This is a genomic window from Nocardia sp. CDC160 (genome assembly GCF_035818795.1).
Classification (GTDB): Bacteria; Actinomycetota; Actinomycetes; order Mycobacteriales; family Mycobacteriaceae; genus Nocardia.
Window position 1 is genome coordinate 102,449 of the sequence record NZ_JAYKYT010000011.1, and the last position, 18,702, is coordinate 121,150.

Sequence of the window (18,702 nt, forward strand, 5' to 3'; positions counted from 1 at the left end):
CCTTTCGCGTATCACGGCTAGTGGCATCGGTTGGCTCGGGTCGCGGCGGGTCAGATTTTTTCGAGGGCAGCGATGAGTTTTTCGGACCGGCTCCGTCCTTGTTGGTGAACGCGCTACCAACCCGGCGCGACCGACCTAGAAGGAACTCGAGATGACCGCCATCGCCGCCACCCAGACCACTGACGCCGTCCGCACCAACAAGATTCGCAACCGTGTGCTGTGGACCCTGCAGATCGTGCTCGGCCTGTTCTTCGTCATCGCCTCCGGCGGCCCGAAGCTCGTCATTCCGCACACCCTGATGGAGAACAATGTCTCCGCTGCCTCGATCCCGTTGGGGCTGCTGGTATTCATCGGGCTCGCCGAGGTCGCGGGCGGGATCGGACTCATGGTGCCCCGGCTGACCGCGGCCGCCGCGATCGGGCTCGCGATCGTCACCTTCCTCGCCGCTGGCTTCAACGCCTTTTTGGCTCACACCCCGGATATGGCCCCGTTCCCGCTGGCGCTGGCCGCGATCTTCGCCTGGATCGCCTACGAGCGCCGCACCTCACTCACCGCCCTGGGTGCGCTGATCAAGCGATGACCCATCCATAACCCCCGGCTACCGGCGGCACCCAGCCGCCGGTAGCCGCGTTGTGCGTTTCGGGGACGGTCCGGTCGGGTTGGTCGGACCGTCCATACGCTGACTTCTCGGAACGTGAGACTTTCAGAAGAGGGTGGGTTCGCCGAAGCCAGGGGTGCGTTCTATTTCGAGCAGGTGCTGTTTTGTGGTCAGGCCGCCGGGGGCGGAGAAGCCGTGGAGGGCGTGGTCGGCGGCCAGGACTCGGTGGCAGGGGATGATCAGGGGAATGGGGTTGCGGCCCAGGGATTGGCCTACGGCTTGGGCGCCGCCGGGGTGGCCGATGCGGGTGGCGACAGCGCCATAGTTGAGGGTGTGGCCGGGGTCTATAGCTCGGGTTACCTCGTAGACGGCGCGGTCGAAATCGTTGAATGGGGTGGTGTCCAAGGGGATCCAGCGCAGGTCGTCGAGGGTGCCCGAGAGGTGGGCCTGGATGGCCTCGATGGCCTTGGCGATGTCGGGGGTGGGGTCCGCTTCGTGGATGTCGAGCAGGCGGTGGCGGCGCACGATGTGGGTGCGGGTGGCCTCCGGGTCGCGATCGGGGAGGGCGAAGCGGAGGACGCCGGTGGCGCTCCAGGCGATGGCGCAGACGCCGATCGCGGTGTCGAAGAGCGCCGCCGACGCCGAGGGGCGGGCCGGGGCGGACATAGGGCCAGTGTGCACGGTGGCACCGACAAAGAGACCAGTTCAGGCCAGTTGACTAGAACTGGACCGATTCGCCACGGCAGGGGATGGTGGAAAGGGCCGCGACGGCCGAGGACTGGCGTCGGAAGCGGCGCACCGGGGTGGGCGGGCAGGCGTCGGGGCGCAGGGAGGCAATGGCCGCGAGGTCCGAATATTGGCGGACGGCTTCGTATTCGGCGACCGACCAGTCGGACATGGGTGCGTGCGGGCGGTAGCGCTCGAGCATGATGCCCCAGCGTTCATCGGACTTCGGGGCGTACCGGTACACCAGACCGGCGAAGGCGGCGACGATCACGAGGGAGGCGAGCAGAGCGACCATAGGGCAATGGTGGCCCTGCCGTGGACTTGAAGAAAATATCCAGTGCCCCGATACTGGCCTGTATGGCGACACGAGTAATCGGCGCGGCCAGCTTGACGCGCGATCTGGGTCGGTGGCGAAACGACGAGTCGGGCGCCGCCGACACCGGCAAGCGATCGGCGCGGCCCGCCTATGTGGCACTGGCGGAGAGCATTCGCCTGCTGATTCACGACGGCCGCGCACCCCTGGGCGTCGCGCTGCCCAGTGAACGGGATCTGGCCGCCAGCCTCGCGGTCAGCCGCACCACCGTCACCTCCGCGTACGCACTGCTGCGCGAGCACGGGTATCTGGTCAGCCGCCAGGGTTCGCGCAGCACGGTGGCCCTGCCGCCGACCGTGGTGCACGACGGCGCGAAACCGACCCGCAGCCTGCTCGCCACCATGGCGCAGCCGGACCTGCCGACCATCGATATGACCTACGCCGCCATGGCCGCCCCGCCGCAGATGACCGAGGCGTATTCCTTCGCGCTGCAAGGGCTTCCGACCTACCTCGGCACCCACGGCATGGACCCGGTGGGCGTGCTCATGCTGCGCGAGGCGCTGGCCCGCCGCTACACCGAGCGCGGCCTGCCCACCGAACCGGACCAGATCCTGATCACCCTCGGCGCGCAGCACGGCCTGCGCCTGCTGCTGAACGTGCTCACCGCGCCCGCCGAGCGCGTCCTGATCGAGCACCCCACCTATCCGAACGCCATCGAGGCGATTCGCGATGTGGGCGCGCGCCCGGTGCCGGTCCCCATGCGTCCCGACGGCTGGGATCTCGACGGAATCCGCAGTGCCGCAAGGCAAACCGCGGCCAGTGCCGCCTATCTGATTCCCGACTTCAACAACCCCACCGGCCACCTGCTGGACACCGAGGGCCGCGCCGAACTGGCCGCCATTGCCCGCGAGACCCGCATGACGGTGATCGTCGACGAATCCATGGTCGACCTGAACCTCTCGGATCTCGAATCCCCGCCGCCCGTGGCCGCTTTCGCCCGCAATTCGGAGATCGTCACCATCGGCTCGGCCTCCAAATCGTTCTGGGGCGGTCTGCGCGTCGGCTGGGTGCGCGCCAATCAGGCCCTCATCACCAAGCTGCTCGGCATCCGCTCCACGGTCGACCTGGGCACCCCGGTCATGGATCAGCTGGCCACCGTCCACCTGCTGCGGAATGCCGACGAAATCCTCACCGCCAGAAGGGATCAGCTCCGCTCCCGGCGGGCGGTCCTGCTGGAGTCCCTCGCCGAGGAACTCCCCGACTGGCTGGTCACCCCCAGCGCCGGTGGCATGTCCCTGTGGGCCCAACTCCCCACCCCGGTCTCCACCGCGCTCGCCGCGACGGCCCCCAACCACGGCGTATTGCTCGCCGCCGGACCACGTTTCGGCGTCCAGGGCGCGTTCGAACGCTTCATCCGCCTCCCCTTCACCCACGAGGAATCCGACATCCGCCTCGCCGTGAAGTCGATCGCCGCGGCCTACCAGGCCCTCACCCCCCACGCCGCCGACCCCCTCGCCCCACTCATCACCTACTGACACCAACCTCGTCGAAACGAGTTCGGCCCCACCACATCACATGCGGTGGGGCCGAATTGTTCAGGGCTCAGGGAATATTCAGGCCAGGATGTCGTGGCGGACGATGGTCTGGTCGCGGCCCGGGCCGACGCCGATGCACGAAACCCGCGCGCCGGAAAGCTCTTCCAGCCGCTTCACGTACGCCTGCGCGTTGGCGGGCAGCTCCTCGAAGGTGCGGGCGCCGGAGATGTCCTCCCACCAGCCGGGCATCTCTTCGTAAATCGGCTTGGCGTGGTGGAATTCGGTTTGGGTGGTGGGCATCTGCTCGACGCGCTCGCCGTCGATCTCGTAGGCCACGCAGATCGGGACGGTGTCCAGGCTGGAGAGCACGTCCAGCTTGGTGAGGAAGTAGTCGGTGATGCCGTTGACGCGGGTGGCGTAGCGGGCGATCACGGCGTCGAACCAGCCGGTGCGCCGCGCGCGGCCGGTGGTGACGCCGACCTCGCCGCCGGTCTTGGCCAGGTAGGTGCCGGACTCGTCGAAGAGCTCGGTCGGGAACGGGCCGGAGCCGACGCGGGTGGTGTACGCCTTCAGGATGCCGAGCACCGTGGTGATCTTGTTCGGGCCGACGCCCGCGCCCACGGCCGCGCCACCGGCGGTCGGGTTGGAGGAGGTCACGTACGGGTAGGTGCCGTGGTCGACATCGAGCAGGGTGCCCTGCGAACCCTCCAGCAGCACGATCTCGTCGCGCTCCAGCGCCTGGTTGAGCAGCAGCCGCGAGTCGGCGATGCGGTGCTTGAAGCCCTCGGCCTGCTCGAGCACCTCGTCCACCACCTGCTGCGGGTCCAGCGCGCGGCGGTTGTAGATCTTCACCAGCACCTGGTTCTTGAATTCCAGTGCGGCCTCGACCTTCTGGGTGAGGATCTTCTCGTCCAGCACATCCGCGACGCGGACGCCGACGCGGGCGACCTTGTCCTGGTAGCAGGGGCCGATGCCGCGGCCGGTGGTGCCGATCTTCTTGTTGCCCAGGAAGCGTTCGGTGACCTTATCGATGGCCACGTGGTACGGCATGATCAGATGCGCGTCGGCCGAGAGCAGCAGGCGGGAGGTGTCCACCCCGCGCTCTTCCAGACCGGCGAGTTCGGCCAGCAGCACGCCCGGATCCACCACGACGCCATTGCCGATGACGTTGGTCACATCGGGGGTGAGGATGCCGGAGGGAATCAGGTGCAGCGCGAAGCTCTCACCGTTCGGCAGCACCACGGTGTGTCCCGCGTTGTTGCCGCCCTGGTATCGAACTACCCACTGAACGCGATCACCGAGCAGATCGGTCGCTTTGCCCTTGCCCTCGTCGCCCCACTGGGCGCCGATCAGCACGATTGCCGGCATGTGAGTGTCTCCTACGGGTTCGACGCGCAGCACCCCGGTGCTGCAGCTACCCGCCGTCAGAAGGCGGTGGCCGTAGGCACACTTTACTGGATGGCCACATACGTCCAGGTATAAGGCCCGGCTCCCAATAAACCGGACGTAACGGATGCGCAGCGAGGACAGCGTGGCTACTGAGACAGGGTTATGGTGGCACGGGGAGAGGGACCGGCAGGGGGTCCATCGGAACGCAGCGAGGCGGATAGGTGTTGGCAAGCCAGAGGAGGGTGTTCGGCAGTTGAGTACCCATGTTCTCCGCTGCGACGGCGCGCCGGTTCCCATCGCGCTGGCTTCCCTGCCCCTCACGCAAACCTCGGCCATACCCGATACCGGCGTGCTGGACGAGTTGCTGCCGGTGATGGCGGCCGACAGCCTGCCCCGACTCATCGTGCTCGGTGAGGACGCGGGCCTCGCGGCCGTGCTGACCCATCTGATGCGCACCGAACGCCTCGGCGTCGAGATCGGCTACGTGCCCATCGACCGCACCTACGGCTCGCGGGCCTACGAGACCGGCACCGGTTCGGCGGCCGCCAAGCGCGCGCTCGAGGGCAAGGCCACCGAGACCCCGCTCATTCGCGACGACACCGGCAAGGTGCTCATCGGCCGCGCCACCATCGTGGGCGAGGCGGGCGCGAAGCTCGAGGGCGAGGCCTACGTCGACGACACCCGGCTGTTCACGGGAAAGGTCGCGGCACTGCACGTTTCACCCATGCTGGAGATGCCGGGTCTGCACGCCACCGTGCAGCGGGGACTGCGCAAGAAGCGTTGGGTCGAGGGGCGCGCCATGCAGTTGGGCACGCACGGCGCGATCGTCACCCGCGACGGAATCACCGCCGACCGCCTGGTGAAGCGGTCCACTTTCTATCGACACCACGAGCCTTGGCTGCTGGTTCGCTGATTCACCCCCAGAATGGGAATCGGCAGATCAAGCAGGCCGACCAGTTGGGAGTACACAGGTGAATTTCCCGCGCGCGGTAGGACGGCAGTCGGGGGCGGTGCGGCCCAGTCCGGTGTTTCTGCTCGTCGTGGTGATCACGGTGGCGGGCGGGGCGCTCGCGTGGGACGCCGATTACGGCACGCGCACAGCCCAGATCGGCGTGTTCATCCTGGTGGTGGCGGGCTGGATCGTGTCGGTCTGCCTGCACGAGTTCGCGCACGCGTACGTGGGCTGGCGGGCCGGGGACCGCGAAGTGGAAATGCGCGGGTACCTGACGCTGAATCCGCTCAAGTACAGCCATCCCCTGTTGTCGATCGGATTGCCGCTGCTGTTCATCGCGCTCGGCGGCTTCGCGCTCCCGGGTGGCGCGGTATACGTGCACTCACACAACTTCAGCCCGCGCACACAGCGGATTCTGAGTGGCGCGGGCCCGGCCGTGAACGCGGTGTGCGCGATCATTCTGCTGGTGGTCGTGCGCCTGTACGGCAGCACCCACTCGCACTCGGCCTTCTGGTTCGGTCTCAGTTATCTTGCGTTCCTGCAGATTACGGCGACGGTGCTGAATCTCATCCCGATTCCGGGCACCGACGGATACGGGATTCTGGAGCCCTCGCTGAGCTATCAGACGCGGCGGTCACTCGATCAGATCAAGCCGTTCGGCATTCTGATCCTGTTCGCGTTGCTGTTCACGCCGCAGGTCCGTGACATCTTCTTCAACTTCGTCAATGCCCTGTTCGACCTGTCGGGCCTGTCCCGGTACTGGTGGACCGAGGGCTATTGGCTGACCCGCTTCTGGGCGTGAGACTTCCGTTGAGGAGCCGCCCGGACGACCCGGTTTTGCCGGGCGGCTCCCTTCGCGGTACCGGACTACCCCTCGTGAGTCCGGCCTGATACGAACGGTAGAGGGACACAGGCGGTTCAACGCGAGTAGCGGACTACTCGAAGATCAAGAGCGGACTCCCGCAGGTGGGCAGAACGGGCACGCACCCAGGGTGGGTCCGCGCATCCCGGGTCAATCGATCGGCGTCACATACGGATTCGGCACCGTCGGCGGCAACAGCGCCATGGCCGAGAGGCGGCGCATGCCGCACACCTGCATGAGATCCACCACGACCGAACGCAATTGCGCGAAGACCACGTGGGCGGACAGCCCCGCGCCGTCCACCAGATCCTTGGTCGCGCCCTTGCCGACCGAGCGCAGCACCCGGGTGGCCTCGGCCGGGTCGGGCTTCTCGTCCGGGTCGGCGAGCATCATGCGGCGCACCACGTCCACGGCCTGCCCCAGCTTCTCGACCTCCGCGATGAGCCGGGGGTCGAGCACCTCGTCGTCGCGCACCGAGGTGAGCGCGCGGCGCAGCAGCACGCGGGTATTGCGGATGGCGTTGTCGAGCGGGTCGGCGGCCTCGCGCAGACGGCCCAGCCGGGCGCGAGAGTTCCAGTACAGCGGGGAGATTCGAATGATCTCCCGACTGCCCTCGAGCGTATTGCGCATGGAGTCGATCGCGCCCTGGGTGCCGCGGGCGGCCTCGAGGGCCTTCTTGATTTTCTCGGCATCGTGTTCGAGCAGACCGTCCGCGCATTCGATGAGCGCCGTGCCCATCACCTCGAGGATTCCGGCCGCCTGCTCGCGGGCGCGGCGCACCGGGTGCAGCGGAATGGCCGCCACCACCACGATGCCGACCAGTCCGCCGATGAGGGCGTCGATCATGCGCAGCGCCGCGCCGCCATTGCCGGGCGGATAGAGGGTCGCGACCAGTACCGCCGAACTGGCGGCCTGCATGGTGATGACCGGGCCGCCGTCCAGGAAGACGGCCGCGCACATGGCGATCAGCACCAGCAGCACGATCTGCCAACCGCCGGTGCCGACCTGGGTGACGAACAGGTCGCCGATGCCGATGCCCACGGCCACACCGACGATCAGCTCGACCGATCGGCGCAGCCGCGCGCCGAAGGAAACGCCGATGGAGATCATGGCGGCCATGGGCGCGAAGAACGGGCGCTCGTGGCCGACCACATTGTGGGCGATGAACCAGGCGATGCCCGCGCCGATGGCGCATTGCACGATCGGCAGCAGCGAGGACCGCACGCGCGCGGCAGCGCGACGCATGCGGGTGAGACTGCTCTCGCGGGCAGCGTCGAGAGTTTCGCCTAGGCCGCCGCTCAAATCAGTCGAGGCCGAGTTCGGCGGCGGCGCGCGGGTCGCAGTCCTCGAGCAGGTCGAGGCAGCGCGCGTACTCGTCGGTCTCGCCGATGGCGCGGGCGGCCCTGGCCAGCGCGCCGACACTGCGCAGGAAACCCCGGTTCGGCTCATGGCTCCATGGGACCGGGCCGAAGCCCTTCCAGCCGTTGCGGCGCAACAGGTCCAGGCCGCGGTGGTAGCCGGTGCGGGCGAACGCGTAGGCGGAGATGACGTCGAGATTGACCTCGCCCTCGGCCTGCTCGCCCCGCTCGAGGGCGGCTTCGGCCAGGTGGGCCCAGGCGATGGAGGCCGTCGGATGCGCCGCGGCGACCTGCACCGGGTCCTGGTTCTGCAGCAGCGCGTCCTCGGCCTCGATGTTTTCCGGAAGGAGGACCGGCTGCGGTCCGAGCAGATCACCGAAGGAGGTCATGCCGATCATTCTGCACCGCCGCCCGAATTGCTCAGTAGGCTGACCGTCGAATCACAGTTCCGCCGAATTGAGGGGTGTAGCGCGTGTCCGACCCGAAAGACGACCAGCAGCAGCAGGGCCCTGCCGACTCGGCACCCCGTCCCGCCGCAGGTAACCCGGGCACCCCCGCCACCCCAAACCCGGCCGACCAGTCCGCAACCACCCCGGCCCCCAACCCCGCCGCAGCGGCCAACAAATCCGCCGCCCCGGCCGACAAGCCCACCCCCGCGAGCGCCGCACCCGCCGACCAGTCCCCACCGACGGCCGCCACCGAGGTGATCCCCTCCCCCAACGCCCGCACCGAGGAAATCCGCACCGGCACACCCAAACCCGCCCAGGCACAGCCCAACCCGGCCTCAGCCCAGCCCAACCCGGGCTCGGCGCAGCCCAACTCCGCGCAGGCGCTCCCCAACTCGCCCTCGGCCCAATCCAATCCGGCATCGGCGAGCCCTAGCCCGGCCAGCGCCACGCCCGGGTCCGGCCAGGCGGGTGGCGGCCCGCAGCCCTCGGCCGCGCCCGGCAAGCCCGCTGGATCCGGCTTCGCCACGATCCGCTACGAGACCCCCAAGGCCAGCGGCCCCGCAGGCGCGGCCCGAGTCCAGCCCCCCGCACCCGACCGCCCCACCCCGACTCCCCCTGCGCCGGGCGACCGCTCCTCCGCCGCCGAGGGCCAAGGCCCCAACACCCGCTCGCCCCAGACCCCGCAGGGCGTGCAACCCGCCCGACCCGCGACCGGACAGCCCACCGCCGCTGGACAATCCGGCCCCGGCGGCCAGGCCCCGGGTCGCCCCTCCCAGGGTGCCCCCGGCGCGGGCGGACAGCCCGCGGCACCAGCCGGTGCAGGGCGCATCCAGCCTCCGAACGTCGGCGCACAGGGGGCAGCAAAGAACGCACCCGCCGGGCAGCCCACCGCCGCAGGACAATTCGGTCCTGGCGGCCAGGCTCCGGCTGGGGGCGGAAGCGGCGTGCCCGGACGTGAAGGGTCCGGGGCGTTTTCGCCGCAGAGTGCGCCGAGCGGGCAGCCGCAGGCTCCCGGGCAGGCGAGTGGCGCTCCGGCACGCCCGGGATCCGGTCAACAGGGGGGTTCCGCACCCGCACGCCCGGCATCCGGCGCTTCCGGTGAGCAGGCCGATGAAAAGGTCGCCGCCGCAGGGCAGTCCGGGGTGGGTGGGCGGACCAGTCAGGGGCCGGGGGCGCCGTCTCCGGCCGATGCGCCTACTCAGTTCATCCCGATTCAACGTCCGACTGGGGATCAGAAGGCTCCGGGGGCGGGTGGTGAGCGCGCCGATGGGGGTGGATCGGCGGAGGGCGCGGATGCGACCACGCAGATGATCAAGATTCAGCGGCCGGGTCAGGCCGCGGGTGCCGGGGCAGGGAAGGATTCGGAGAAGCCGAAGCCGGAGGATGTTCCCACGCAGGGCATGGCGGAAGTCGATGCCGCGGAGGGGGATTCGGGCAAGCCGACGGACGGTGGCGAGAAGGCCAACGGCCAGGGTGATTCCGACGGCCAGGATGTTTCCGGGGCGCGCGATTCCGAGGGCGACGCGGGTAGCGCGGATGCTTCGGGTGATGCGAAAACCGTTGTGATCAAGAAGGTTCCGAATCCGGCCGACGATGCCACCACGGCTCTGCCGATCGTGTCCGGTGAGGCGGGGACCGAGAAGATTCGGGTGTCGGGGCCGCAGGGGCGGGCGGTCAGTAAGCCGCCGCAGACGCCGCGCGGGAATGTGGGTCCGCGGAATGCGGGGCCGCGCGGTAGCGGGCCCGCGCAGGACGCGCCGGTCGAGGAGACGCGGCCCGCGCCGCCTCGGCCGCCGATGGGGCCGCGTCGGCCAGCCACCGCGCCGTCGCCCGCGGATATGCAGCCGACCACGCCGGGGCAGCCGATCGGCGGGCCGCGGATCGCGTCACCGCAGCGGGTCGGCGCGGGCGCGCCCCAGGGGCCGGGTGGGCCGCAGGGCCCCCAGGGACCGCGCGGTCCGCAAGCGCCGGGACAGCCAGGGCCGCAAGGTGTTCAGGGAGATGGACCGGCCCCGGCGCTGGCGCAGCCGCAGCGGGTGCCACCGGTGGACGCGGAGTCCGGCAAGGCCGCCGGTGGGTCGAAGAAGAAGCTGTGGATCATTCTGGCAGCGGCCGCGGTGGTGGTGATCGCGGTCATCGGTGTCGTGCTCGGGGTGGTGAAACACAACAACGACAATTCCCCGGAAGCGTTGGTGCAGAAGGCGGTTACGTCCTACACCGACGCGCTGAACAGCGGGAACCTGGACACGCTGCGCGCGGTGACCTGCGGCAACCAGCACGACTTCTACCAGAAGATCTCGGCGGACCAGTTCACCAGCGTGTACCGGACGTCCAAGGAGCAGAAGAGCATTCCGCGGGTCAAGAGCATCGACGCCATTCAGGTGACCGGCGATACCGCCATCGCGCAGGCGACCGTCTACACCGACGCGGATCCGACCAAGACCTCCGCGCGCACCTTCGATCTGCGGAACGAGGGTGGCTCGTGGAAGGTGTGTGATCCGCCGAACGGGCACTGACACCTTCGCGGTCCCCGCCGCGATAAACATCACAAACACCTGGTCATCGGTCCGATACGCCGGTAGAGTCGTCCGGATTGTCTGGGCCAGCCTTTTCGGCATTCCGGCACTTCAACGGTTGTACACCGTCAAAGGACACTGTCTTCACAGCCCGAAGCAGTGTCCGCGCGAAGTGGTGCGGGCCCACCGGGTTTCGATTTGCAGGGAGCTGAACACCATGCCGGAAACGGCAGAGGCGACTAAAGCCACCGCGGCCGAGCTGGTCGGACGGCACTTCCGTGTCCGTGATCACTATGACGTCGGCCGCGAGAAGATTCGCGAATTCGCGCGCGCCGTGCGCAACGATCATCCTGGCCATCACCGCGAGGACGCGGCCGCCGCGCTCGGCTTCGGCGGCCTGCTGGCGTCGCCGACCTTCGCGTCGGTGATCGGCGCGGCCACCACCCGCTCCCTGATCGGTTCGGTGCTCACCGAGTACGACGTGTCGCAGACCCTGCACACCGACCAGGTCTTCGAGTACTACCGCCCGATCCTGGCCGATGACCGGCTGGGCGTGGACGTGGTCGTGGAGAGCATTCGCGCCTTCGGCGACAACGACTTCATCAACGTCAAGGTCACCTTCACCGACGCCGACATGCTGCCGGTACTGGTGTCCACCACCACGATCGTGGCCCGCAAGGGCGTCGAGATCGATCCGACCGCGGTCGAGACGGTCTCGGGGGTGGTCATGCACGGGCATGTGGTCGCGCCGGGCGAATTCGACGGCGACCCGACCGGTCTGGTGCTGCTGGATCCGGAGGAGGTCATCGAGCCCGCCGCGCCCGCCGCGCCGCGCCCGGTGCACACCATCCCCACCGCCGCCACGCTGACCGCGGGCACCGAGCTGCCCGCCGCCAAGGTGCCGGTCACCCGCGGCGATCTGGTCAACTACGCGGGCGTCTCGGGCGACCCGAACCCGATCCACTTCAGCGATGCCGCCGCCACCCTGGTCGGCCTGCCGACCGTGGTCGCGCACGGCATGTTCACCATGGGCCTGACCGCCGCGTACCTGACCGACTGGCTGGGCGACCCGTCGGCGCTGGGCAAGTTCAGCGTCCGCTTCTCCGGCTACGTGCCGGTCTGGCCGACCGCCCCGACCATTGTCGAGTTCACCGGCAAGGTGAAGTCGGTGAACGCCGAAACCGGCGCGGCCACCGTCGTTCTCGGCGCGACCTCCGAGGGCAAGAAGCTCTTCGGCCGCGCGATCGCCGAGGTCCGCCTCAGCTGAGCCGCGAAACCTGAAGAGCGGGCCGCACATTCCGTGCGACCCGCTCTTTTCGTTGTCCCGCAGCCGATTCAGTTCAGGCTGGCGTGCATCAGGTAGACGTTGTAGTCGCTCCAGGTCGACATGGTGAAGTACATGTCGTTCCCGGTCGACCACGGGTGGATGAAACCGCCGTAGAGCTCCGGATATTGGAGCGCGCTTACCGTGACCGCGCTGTCGGACCACGCGCCCTGCGGCGAATCCGATTCCCGCACAACCAGAGCCGCCTTGGCGGTGTCCAGGTAGCTCATCTGCCACACCTTGCGACTCTCGTCGTAGCGCACCGACAGCTCACCGGCGGGTGCGTCCACAATCGGTGTGGCGGTGACCAATCCATTGATCGCGGGCACCCAGGCATCGGTCTGCCAGTACTGGTACGCCGTCGGGTTGAGCACCTGGTCCTTGGGCACCCGGGCCAGCCCGACCCCGCCGAGGCGGGTATTGGGGATGCCGAACATGTAGACCCAGTCGCCCTGCGGCACCATGGCCGCCACCTGGAAGTTGGAGACGCCGAAGATGTTCTCCCACTTGGCGTACGGATCCTTGATCCAGTGTTCGCCGTGGTCGTCGGAGTAGGCGATGCCGCCGTAGTTGGTGTACCAGGTGCCCGGGATGCTGTTCCAGGTGCGAATCGACATGTAGCTCATGTACTGCCGCTCGCCGAGGGCGAAGCCCGAGGTCGGGATGGTGGTGATCTCGATATTGTCCATCTTGCGGCTGCTCAGCAGCTCCGAGGCGTGGCAGCGGTCGTCGGTGACCATGCGGTCGAACACGACCCCCCGACTCAGATCCCGATTCTTGCTGAAGGCCAAGAGATTCGAGCGCCAGTCCTCGCCCATGCCGCCCGGCGGATGGAAGTCGCGGCCCACGGTGTCGCCGAAGGCGATGGCGATCTCGTCGGGCGCGCTCTGCCACATGATGCCCAGGTCGGTGCCCTGCACCTGCCAGCGCTTGTCGGTGCGGTTGACCGAGTTCGCGCCGGTCAGCTTGGCCACCTCGCGCACGTCGGAGACCTGCGGGGTGGGCCGGGCGGGTGTCTGCGCGGCGGCCTCGACCGGCGGGTGCGCCGGATCGGGTCCGGGCGGCAGCGTCGGCGGATTCGGGTTGGGCAGTGCGAAATTGAACGGTTGCGGGCGCAGGATCAGCTTCGGAATGCCGAGCTGCTGGGCCAGATCGGGCGGCCCGGCCGGTTGATCGGTGAGGTCCGGGCACGGGTTCACGCACGGATCCGACGGCAGCTCCATTTTCACGCGCTTGGTGTTCTCCGCGGGCGGACCCGGATCGACCGTGACGACCGGGTAGACGACCGGCACCTCCACGGTCTTGGGCACCAGCGCCTCGTGCGTCGGCTTGGCCTCGCTCTCGCACGGCCCGGTACCCGGAACGGCTTGTGCCACACCCGGTTCCGCAACCGCCGCATGGTCCATTCCGACGAGCACGCCCGCCCCGAAGATCACCGCTCCCGCAGCTGCGACCAGCCGCTTGGCCATGAACTCAACCTCTCGCCACATCAAGATCCCGGACACATTCGCCGCAGAGACCCTACCCGCCAAACCGGGCGAATCGCCGGTACTCGCCCGATCTCGATCGAATCGAGACTGGGCTCAGCGCAGCGCCTGGAAGGTCAACACCGTGGTCCCGATCCGAATGGCGTCCCCGTCGGCCAGCACGGCGGCCGATTCGATGGACTCCTCGTTGATGTAGATGCCATTGGCCGAGTGCAGATCCTTGATGAGCAGTCCGGCCCGGCTCGGGGTGATCTGCGCGTGGTAGCGGCTGGCCTTGGGATCGTCGAGAACCAGGTCGTTGTCGGTCATGCGGCCGATCTTCATGCCGTTCGCGCCGATCGGAATCACCCGCCCGTCCGCCATGCGCAGCTGACCGGCGCGCACCGCGCGCGGCATCTCGGTGACGGTCTCGGTCATGGCCTTGGCCATGCGCTCGACCTCGTGAATCTGTCCGGTGCTCAACGGTTCCTGGCGCAGCACCTTCTGTTCCAGCGCGATCAGGGCGGGCCCCGGATCGATGCCCAGCTCGTCGGAGAGCACGGTGCGCACCCGGCGACACGCCTCGAGCGCGTCGGCCTGGCGACCCGACAGATAGAGGGCGGTGATCAACTGCGCCCACAGCGGTTCCCGCAGCGGATGGGCATTGGTCATCGCCACCAGCTCGCCGACCACGGAAGAGGCTCGGCCCAAGGCGATTTCGGAGTCGATGCGCGCGGAGGCGACCAGCAGCCGCTCCTCGTCCATGGCGGTCGCGAAGCTCTCCGCGAAGCCCAGCCCGGACAGATCGTCGAGGGCCCGACCGCTCCACTCCGCCAGCGCCTCACCGAAGAGCCGCGACGCCGTGGTCGGATCGCCGATCGAGGCGGCCTCCGAACCCTCCCGCCGCAATGTCTCGAAGCGGCCGAGATCGCACTCGTCGTCCTCGATTTCCAGCCGGTAGCCGGAGGATTCGGTGCGCAGCAACGCCACCGGGTCCACCCCGGCCGTGCGCAGCGTCTTGCGAATGTTCGAGACGAACACCTGCAGACTGGCCTGATAGGAGTCCGGCGGATCGTCGTTCCAGACGATGTCGGCCAGCGCCTGCGAGGACACCGCTCGCCGCCGGTTCACGGTCAAGGCCGCCAGCAGCGCACGGGGTTTGGGGCCGCCGACCGGCACGGACCGACCGGCGACCAGCAGCTGCACGGGGCCCAGGACCCGTACATCGACAGTCATGCCACCTGCCTCGATAGAGACCGCGGCGCGCCCGCCGCTCGAAAATTGCCCGGGATTCCGCGTTTTCAGCGGAATCCCGACCGTTGAGCTTACTTGGCGCTGATCGAACGTCCCGCCGACTTCAGGTCGTTGCAGGCTTCGACGACGCGCGCGGCCATGGAGGTCTCGGCCTTCTTGAGGTAGCTGCGCGGGTCGTAGACCTTCTTGTTGCCGACCTCGCCGTCGATCTTCAGCACGCCGTCGTAGTTGCCGAACATGTGGCCCGCGACCGGACGGGTGAAGGCATACTGGGTGTCGGTGTCGACGTTCATCTTCACCACGCCGAAGCGCAGCGAGTCCTCGATCTCCGACTTCAGCGAGCCCGAACCGCCGTGGAAGACGAAGTCGAACGGCTGCGCATCCGCGCCCAGACCCAGCTTGGCGGCGGCCACGCGCTGACCCTCGGCCAGCACCTCGGGCTTGAGCACGACATTGCCCGGCTTGTAGACGCCGTGCACATTGCCGAAGGTGGCGGCCAGCAGGTACTTGCCGTTCTCACCCGAACCCAGCGCGTCGATGGTCTTCTCGAAGTCCTCGGGCGAGGTGTAGAGCTTCTCGTTGATCTCGGCCTCGACGCCGTCCTCTTCACCGCCGACGACGCCGATCTCGACCTCGAGGATGATGTTGGCCGCGTGCGCCTGCTTCAGCAGCTCCTTGGCGATCTCGAGGTTCTCGTCGATCGGGATCGCGGAACCGTCCCACATGTGCGACTGGAACAGCGGGTTCAGGCCGTTCTTGACGCGCTCGGCCGAGATGGCCAGCAGCGGGCGCACGAAGGTGTCCAGCTTGTCCTTGGGGCAGTGGTCGGTGTGCAGCGCGATGGTCACGTCGTACTTGGCGGCGACCACGTTCGCGAACTCGGCCAGCGCGACCGCACCGGTCACCATGTCCTTCACACCCAGGCCGGAACCGAATTCCGCACCGCCGGTGGAGAACTGGATGATGCCGTCGGAACCGGCGTCCGCGAAGCCCTTGATCGCCGCGTTGATCGTCTCCGAGGACGTGCAGTTGATGGCGGGGAACGCGAAGGAGTTCTGCTTGGCCCGAGCAATCATCTCGGCGTAGATCTCCGGAGTCGCGATGGGCACAGTGACCTCCGTGTTGTGTGTGGTGCGTACGACAAATTCTGTCAGCTGACACGATAGGACAGCCCTTTTTCTCCGGGGCAGTGGCCTCTTATTCCCTACAACTTTGTGAGGTTGCTTCGACGTTGGGTGTGATGTCCGAGCTACCGGTACTGTGGTGGCCGTGACCTTGCTGGCCGTATCCGATGCCGTGACGACCAATGCCGCCCTGCCCGCGATCTTGGATCCAATGCACCTCCTGACGGAGACTTGGCTCTCGCACGCGGTGCTCCCGGCGATCTTGGCCATCGTCTTCATCGAGACCGGCCTGCTGTTCCCCATCCTGCCCGGCGACTCGCTGCTGTTCACTGGCGGTCTGCTGGCGGCCCAGGCGCACCCGCCCGCCGGAATGAACATCTGGTGGCTGGTGCCCGCGACCGCGTTCGTGGCCTGGCTCGGCGACCAGAGCGGCTACTGGATCGGCCGCAGCATCGGTCCGGCGCTGTTCAAGAAGGAAGACACCCGCTTCTTCAAGCAGCACTACATCACCGAGACGCACGCCTTCTTCGAGAAGCACGGCCCCAAGACGATCGTGCTGGCCCGTTTCGTGCCCATCGTGCGCACCTTCATGCCGGTGCTGGCCGGTGTCTCGAAGATGGACTACCGCAAGTTCGCCACCGTCGACATCATCGGCGCGGTGCTGTGGGGCGGCGGTGTCACGGTGCTCGGCTACTTCCTGGGCAATGTCGAATTCATTCGCAAGAACGTCGAGGCGATCTTCCTGCTGATCGTGTTCGTGTCCATTCTCCCGGGCATCATCACGGTCGCGAAGAACCTGCTGCACCGTGGCCAGCAGCCGGAGAAGGCCGAGCTGGCCACCTCGACGAACGAGCCGACCCGCTGAGCCATCGGTGTCGACCACCCCGCTAACCCTCGCTTCCGGCGGCTTCGGGCCGTTGGAGACAGCCGGGCCGGTTCTCGTCTGGACGATCGTGCTCACGTTCGTATTCCTCGAGTGCGCGCTCATCATCGGGCTGTTCCTGCCCGGTGACTCCATGCTCATCACCGCGGGCGTGGTGATGGCCTCGCAGGTCAATGGCGAGGGCCATATCTGGGCGCTGTCGGTCGGCACCATGATCGCGGCGATCGCGGGCAATCAGGTGGGGTACGTGTTCGGCAATCGCACCGGACACCATCTGGTCGCGCGCAAGAACGGGAAATACATCAATACCCGCAATCTGGCGCGGGTCTCGGAAATGCTGCACAAGCACGGCTTTCTGGCGGTGCTGGTGGCCCGCTGGATTCCCTGGGTGCGCACCCTGTGCCCGCTGGTGGCGGGCGCGGCCGGGATGGATCACCGCAAGTACACCATCGCCTCGACCATCGGCGCGGTCATCTGGGCCCCGGTGATCCTGCTGGCCAGCTATTACGCGGGCAGCTTCCTCGAGGACATGTCGTGGCTGATGCCCGCGGTCATCGGCACGCTGGTGGTCGGGCTGATTCTGGGTACGGTGATCGGGGTCCGGCAGTACCGGGCCGAAATGGCGCGGCCCGCCGAGGATTTCGACCTGGACGCGGCCGAGGCGGCGACCCAGCCGATCCCGGTGATCCGGCGGCACAACGTCTGAATCCGAGGACGTCCCCGGTCGGCTACAGCAGTCCCGCGGCCGTGACGGTATGCGCGGCCTCCATGAGCATCCAGCCCGAAAGCTGCACCGACAGATCGCGTTCCGGGCTGCGCGAGGCGGTCACCGAACCGCCCTCGAACCCACCCGCGCCCGCGAGGCCGGGCAGCCGCGCGGGCTGTCGCCAATCCGCGCCGAACAGGGGTTCGCCCTCCACATCCAGGCGGTGCCCCCAGGCCGCGGTCGCCGACGCCCGCACGATGGCCGCGGCCTTGCGGCGCGCGGTGACATGGGAGGGTTCGTCGCCGGGCAGCATGAGCGCGGTCAGGGCCAGGTAGCGAATGAGGATGCCGTTGAACAGGCCGCCGTCCCCGCCGCCGTCGCCGACCACCACGCCGCCCACGGTCATGTGCTCCTCGACCGCGTCCACCAGTCGCACCGCCCGCTCGGCATGCCGGGATTCGCCGGTGTGCACGGCCAATTCGGTTTCCAGACCGAGCGTCACGCCCTGGCAGTAGCTGTAGACCGGCGTTTCCACCTCGCCGGACGGCAGGTGGATGCCATCGAAGATGAGACCGGTCTCCTTGTCGCGCAGGTGCGTATCGAGGAAGTCGGCGAGTTCCTGGGCCAGGGTGTAGCGGCCCAGCCGGGCCATGGCGATGCCCGTCGGACCATTGGCCGGGGCATTGAAGAAGTCCGAGCCCTTGCGCCACGGCACCGCGCCGAACTCCGGCTCGAAGCCCTCGGCCAGGGCCTTCTCCAGGGTCAGCAGTGCGCCGCGGACCTCGTCCACCCCCTGGGTACGCTCGGCGCGCTCCAAAGAGATTGTCAGCCAGGCCATGTCGTCGTAGTAGTTGTTGGTCCAGCCGGTGATATTGCGCCGCCGCATGGCGTGGGCGATGGACCAGAGTCGGCGCTGACGAGCGGGCGTGGGGGCACGATTCGCGGCATCCACCGCGCAGTCGATCAGGTGGGCCTGCCACCAGTAGTGCCAGAAGGCGAACACCCGCTCGCTCTTGGTGGCGGGCCAGCCGACCACCCCGAGCTGGGTACCGGGAATGGCCCACAATTTCCGTAGGTGACGGGACAGGATCGCGGATTCCGCCAGGTCGGCGCGCTCAGACCACAGCGCAGCGGTCGGCTCGATATTGCGCCCGGTCCGCGAAGTCATGGGACTAATGGTGCCAGTCGGACAGCCCCGCTCGTGGCTTATTTGTTACCTCTCGATCCCGTGCCAAGGAGAGACGGCG

The 18,702-nt window shown here is 68.1% G+C and carries 17 protein-coding genes; 8 read left to right on the forward strand and 9 right to left on the reverse strand.

Annotated features, from left to right (window positions below):
* Window positions 1-151 precede the first annotated feature (151 nt).
* Window positions 152-580 carry a DoxX family protein gene (locus tag VMT40_RS38190; protein WP_326364545.1) on the forward strand — a complete coding sequence of 143 codons (429 nt, stop codon included), beginning with the start codon at window positions 152-154 and terminating at the stop codon, window positions 578-580.
* A gap of 123 nt (window positions 581-703) precedes the next feature.
* On the opposite strand, the gene VMT40_RS38195 is transcribed toward VMT40_RS38190, so the two are convergent.
* Both VMT40_RS38195 and VMT40_RS38200 read right to left on the reverse strand, forming a co-directional pair.
* A complete protein-coding gene (locus VMT40_RS38195) occupies window positions 704-1,264 on the reverse strand; it encodes a methylated-DNA--[protein]-cysteine S-methyltransferase (RefSeq protein WP_326364546.1) in 561 nt (186 codons plus the stop codon).
* Between the two features lie 52 nt (window positions 1,265-1,316).
* Complete coding sequence (locus VMT40_RS38200) at window positions 1,317-1,619, reverse strand: hypothetical protein (protein ID WP_326364547.1); 303 nt, start codon at window positions 1,617-1,619, stop codon at window positions 1,317-1,319.
* Between the two features lie 62 nt (window positions 1,620-1,681).
* On the opposite strand from VMT40_RS38200, the gene yczR reads away from it, so the two are divergent.
* A complete protein-coding gene (gene yczR / locus VMT40_RS38205; protein ID WP_326364548.1) occupies window positions 1,682-3,172 on the forward strand; it encodes a MocR-like transcription factor YczR in 1,491 nt (496 codons plus the stop codon).
* Window positions 3,173-3,250: 78 nt separating this feature from the next.
* Here the strand turns inward: yczR and VMT40_RS38210 are convergent, their stop codons facing one another.
* Window positions 3,251-4,540, reverse strand: coding sequence for an adenylosuccinate synthase (locus VMT40_RS38210; protein WP_326364549.1), 1,290 nt, complete (start codon window positions 4,538-4,540; stop codon window positions 3,251-3,253).
* Between the two features lie 274 nt (window positions 4,541-4,814).
* On the opposite strand from VMT40_RS38210, the gene VMT40_RS38215 reads away from it, so the two are divergent.
* Together VMT40_RS38215 and VMT40_RS38220 are read left to right on the forward strand one after the other, a co-directional pair.
* A complete protein-coding gene (locus VMT40_RS38215; RefSeq protein WP_326313268.1) occupies window positions 4,815-5,474 on the forward strand; it encodes a hypothetical protein in 660 nt (219 codons plus the stop codon).
* Window positions 5,475-5,532: 58 nt separating this feature from the next.
* On the forward strand, window positions 5,533-6,315 hold the full coding sequence (locus VMT40_RS38220; RefSeq protein ID WP_326364550.1) for a site-2 protease family protein: 783 nt from the start codon (window positions 5,533-5,535) through the stop codon (window positions 6,313-6,315).
* Window positions 6,316-6,525: 210 nt separating this feature from the next.
* On the opposite strand, the gene VMT40_RS38225 is transcribed toward VMT40_RS38220, so the two are convergent.
* On the reverse strand, window positions 6,526-7,620 hold the full coding sequence (locus VMT40_RS38225) for an FUSC family protein (RefSeq protein WP_326364551.1): 1,095 nt from the start codon (window positions 7,618-7,620) through the stop codon (window positions 6,526-6,528).
* A gap of 58 nt (window positions 7,621-7,678) precedes the next feature.
* On the reverse strand, window positions 7,679-8,122 hold the full coding sequence (locus VMT40_RS38230) for a DUF3151 domain-containing protein (protein ID WP_326364552.1): 444 nt from the start codon (window positions 8,120-8,122) through the stop codon (window positions 7,679-7,681).
* 83 nt (window positions 8,123-8,205) lie between these two features.
* On the opposite strand from VMT40_RS38230, the gene VMT40_RS38235 reads away from it, so the two are divergent.
* Entirely contained in the window at window positions 8,206-10,698 is a 2,493-nt protein-coding gene (locus VMT40_RS38235; RefSeq protein WP_326364553.1) for an Rv0361 family membrane protein, read from the forward strand.
* A 217-nt stretch (window positions 10,699-10,915) separates the two neighbouring features.
* On the forward strand, window positions 10,916-11,965 hold the full coding sequence (locus VMT40_RS38240; RefSeq protein WP_326364554.1) for a fused (3R)-hydroxyacyl-ACP dehydratase subunits HadA/HadB: 1,050 nt from the start codon (window positions 10,916-10,918) through the stop codon (window positions 11,963-11,965).
* A 68-nt stretch (window positions 11,966-12,033) separates the two neighbouring features.
* Here the strand turns inward: VMT40_RS38240 and VMT40_RS38245 are convergent, their stop codons facing one another.
* From VMT40_RS38245 to fbaA, 3 genes are all read right to left on the reverse strand, one after another.
* Window positions 12,034-13,491 (reverse strand): DUF4185 domain-containing protein, encoded by a 1,458-nt coding sequence (locus tag VMT40_RS38245; RefSeq protein WP_326364555.1) that lies wholly within the window; start codon window positions 13,489-13,491, stop codon window positions 12,034-12,036.
* Window positions 13,492-13,605: 114 nt separating this feature from the next.
* Window positions 13,606-14,724, reverse strand: a complete 1,119-nt coding sequence (locus tag VMT40_RS38250) for a BTAD domain-containing putative transcriptional regulator (protein ID WP_326364556.1) — start codon at window positions 14,722-14,724, stop codon at window positions 13,606-13,608.
* A gap of 89 nt (window positions 14,725-14,813) precedes the next feature.
* On the reverse strand, window positions 14,814-15,851 hold the full coding sequence (gene fbaA, locus VMT40_RS38255; RefSeq protein ID WP_326313261.1) for a class II fructose-bisphosphate aldolase: 1,038 nt from the start codon (window positions 15,849-15,851) through the stop codon (window positions 14,814-14,816).
* Window positions 15,852-16,077: 226 nt separating this feature from the next.
* Here fbaA and VMT40_RS38260 point away from each other — a divergent pair, with 226 nt between their 5' ends.
* Together VMT40_RS38260 and VMT40_RS38265 are read left to right on the forward strand one after the other, a co-directional pair.
* Complete coding sequence (locus tag VMT40_RS38260; RefSeq protein ID WP_326313363.1) at window positions 16,078-16,731, forward strand: DedA family protein; 654 nt, start codon at window positions 16,078-16,080, stop codon at window positions 16,729-16,731.
* A gap of 7 nt (window positions 16,732-16,738) precedes the next feature.
* The gene (locus VMT40_RS38265; RefSeq protein WP_326364557.1) at window positions 16,739-17,455 is read left to right on the forward strand and encodes a DedA family protein; all 717 of its coding nucleotides are present in this window, start codon (window positions 16,739-16,741) and stop codon (window positions 17,453-17,455) included.
* A gap of 22 nt (window positions 17,456-17,477) precedes the next feature.
* Here VMT40_RS38265 and VMT40_RS38270 read toward each other — a convergent pair whose 3' ends face one another.
* On the reverse strand, window positions 17,478-18,623 hold the full coding sequence (locus tag VMT40_RS38270) for a glycoside hydrolase family 76 protein (RefSeq protein WP_326364558.1): 1,146 nt from the start codon (window positions 18,621-18,623) through the stop codon (window positions 17,478-17,480).
* Between the last annotated feature and the right edge of the window lie 79 nt (window positions 18,624-18,702).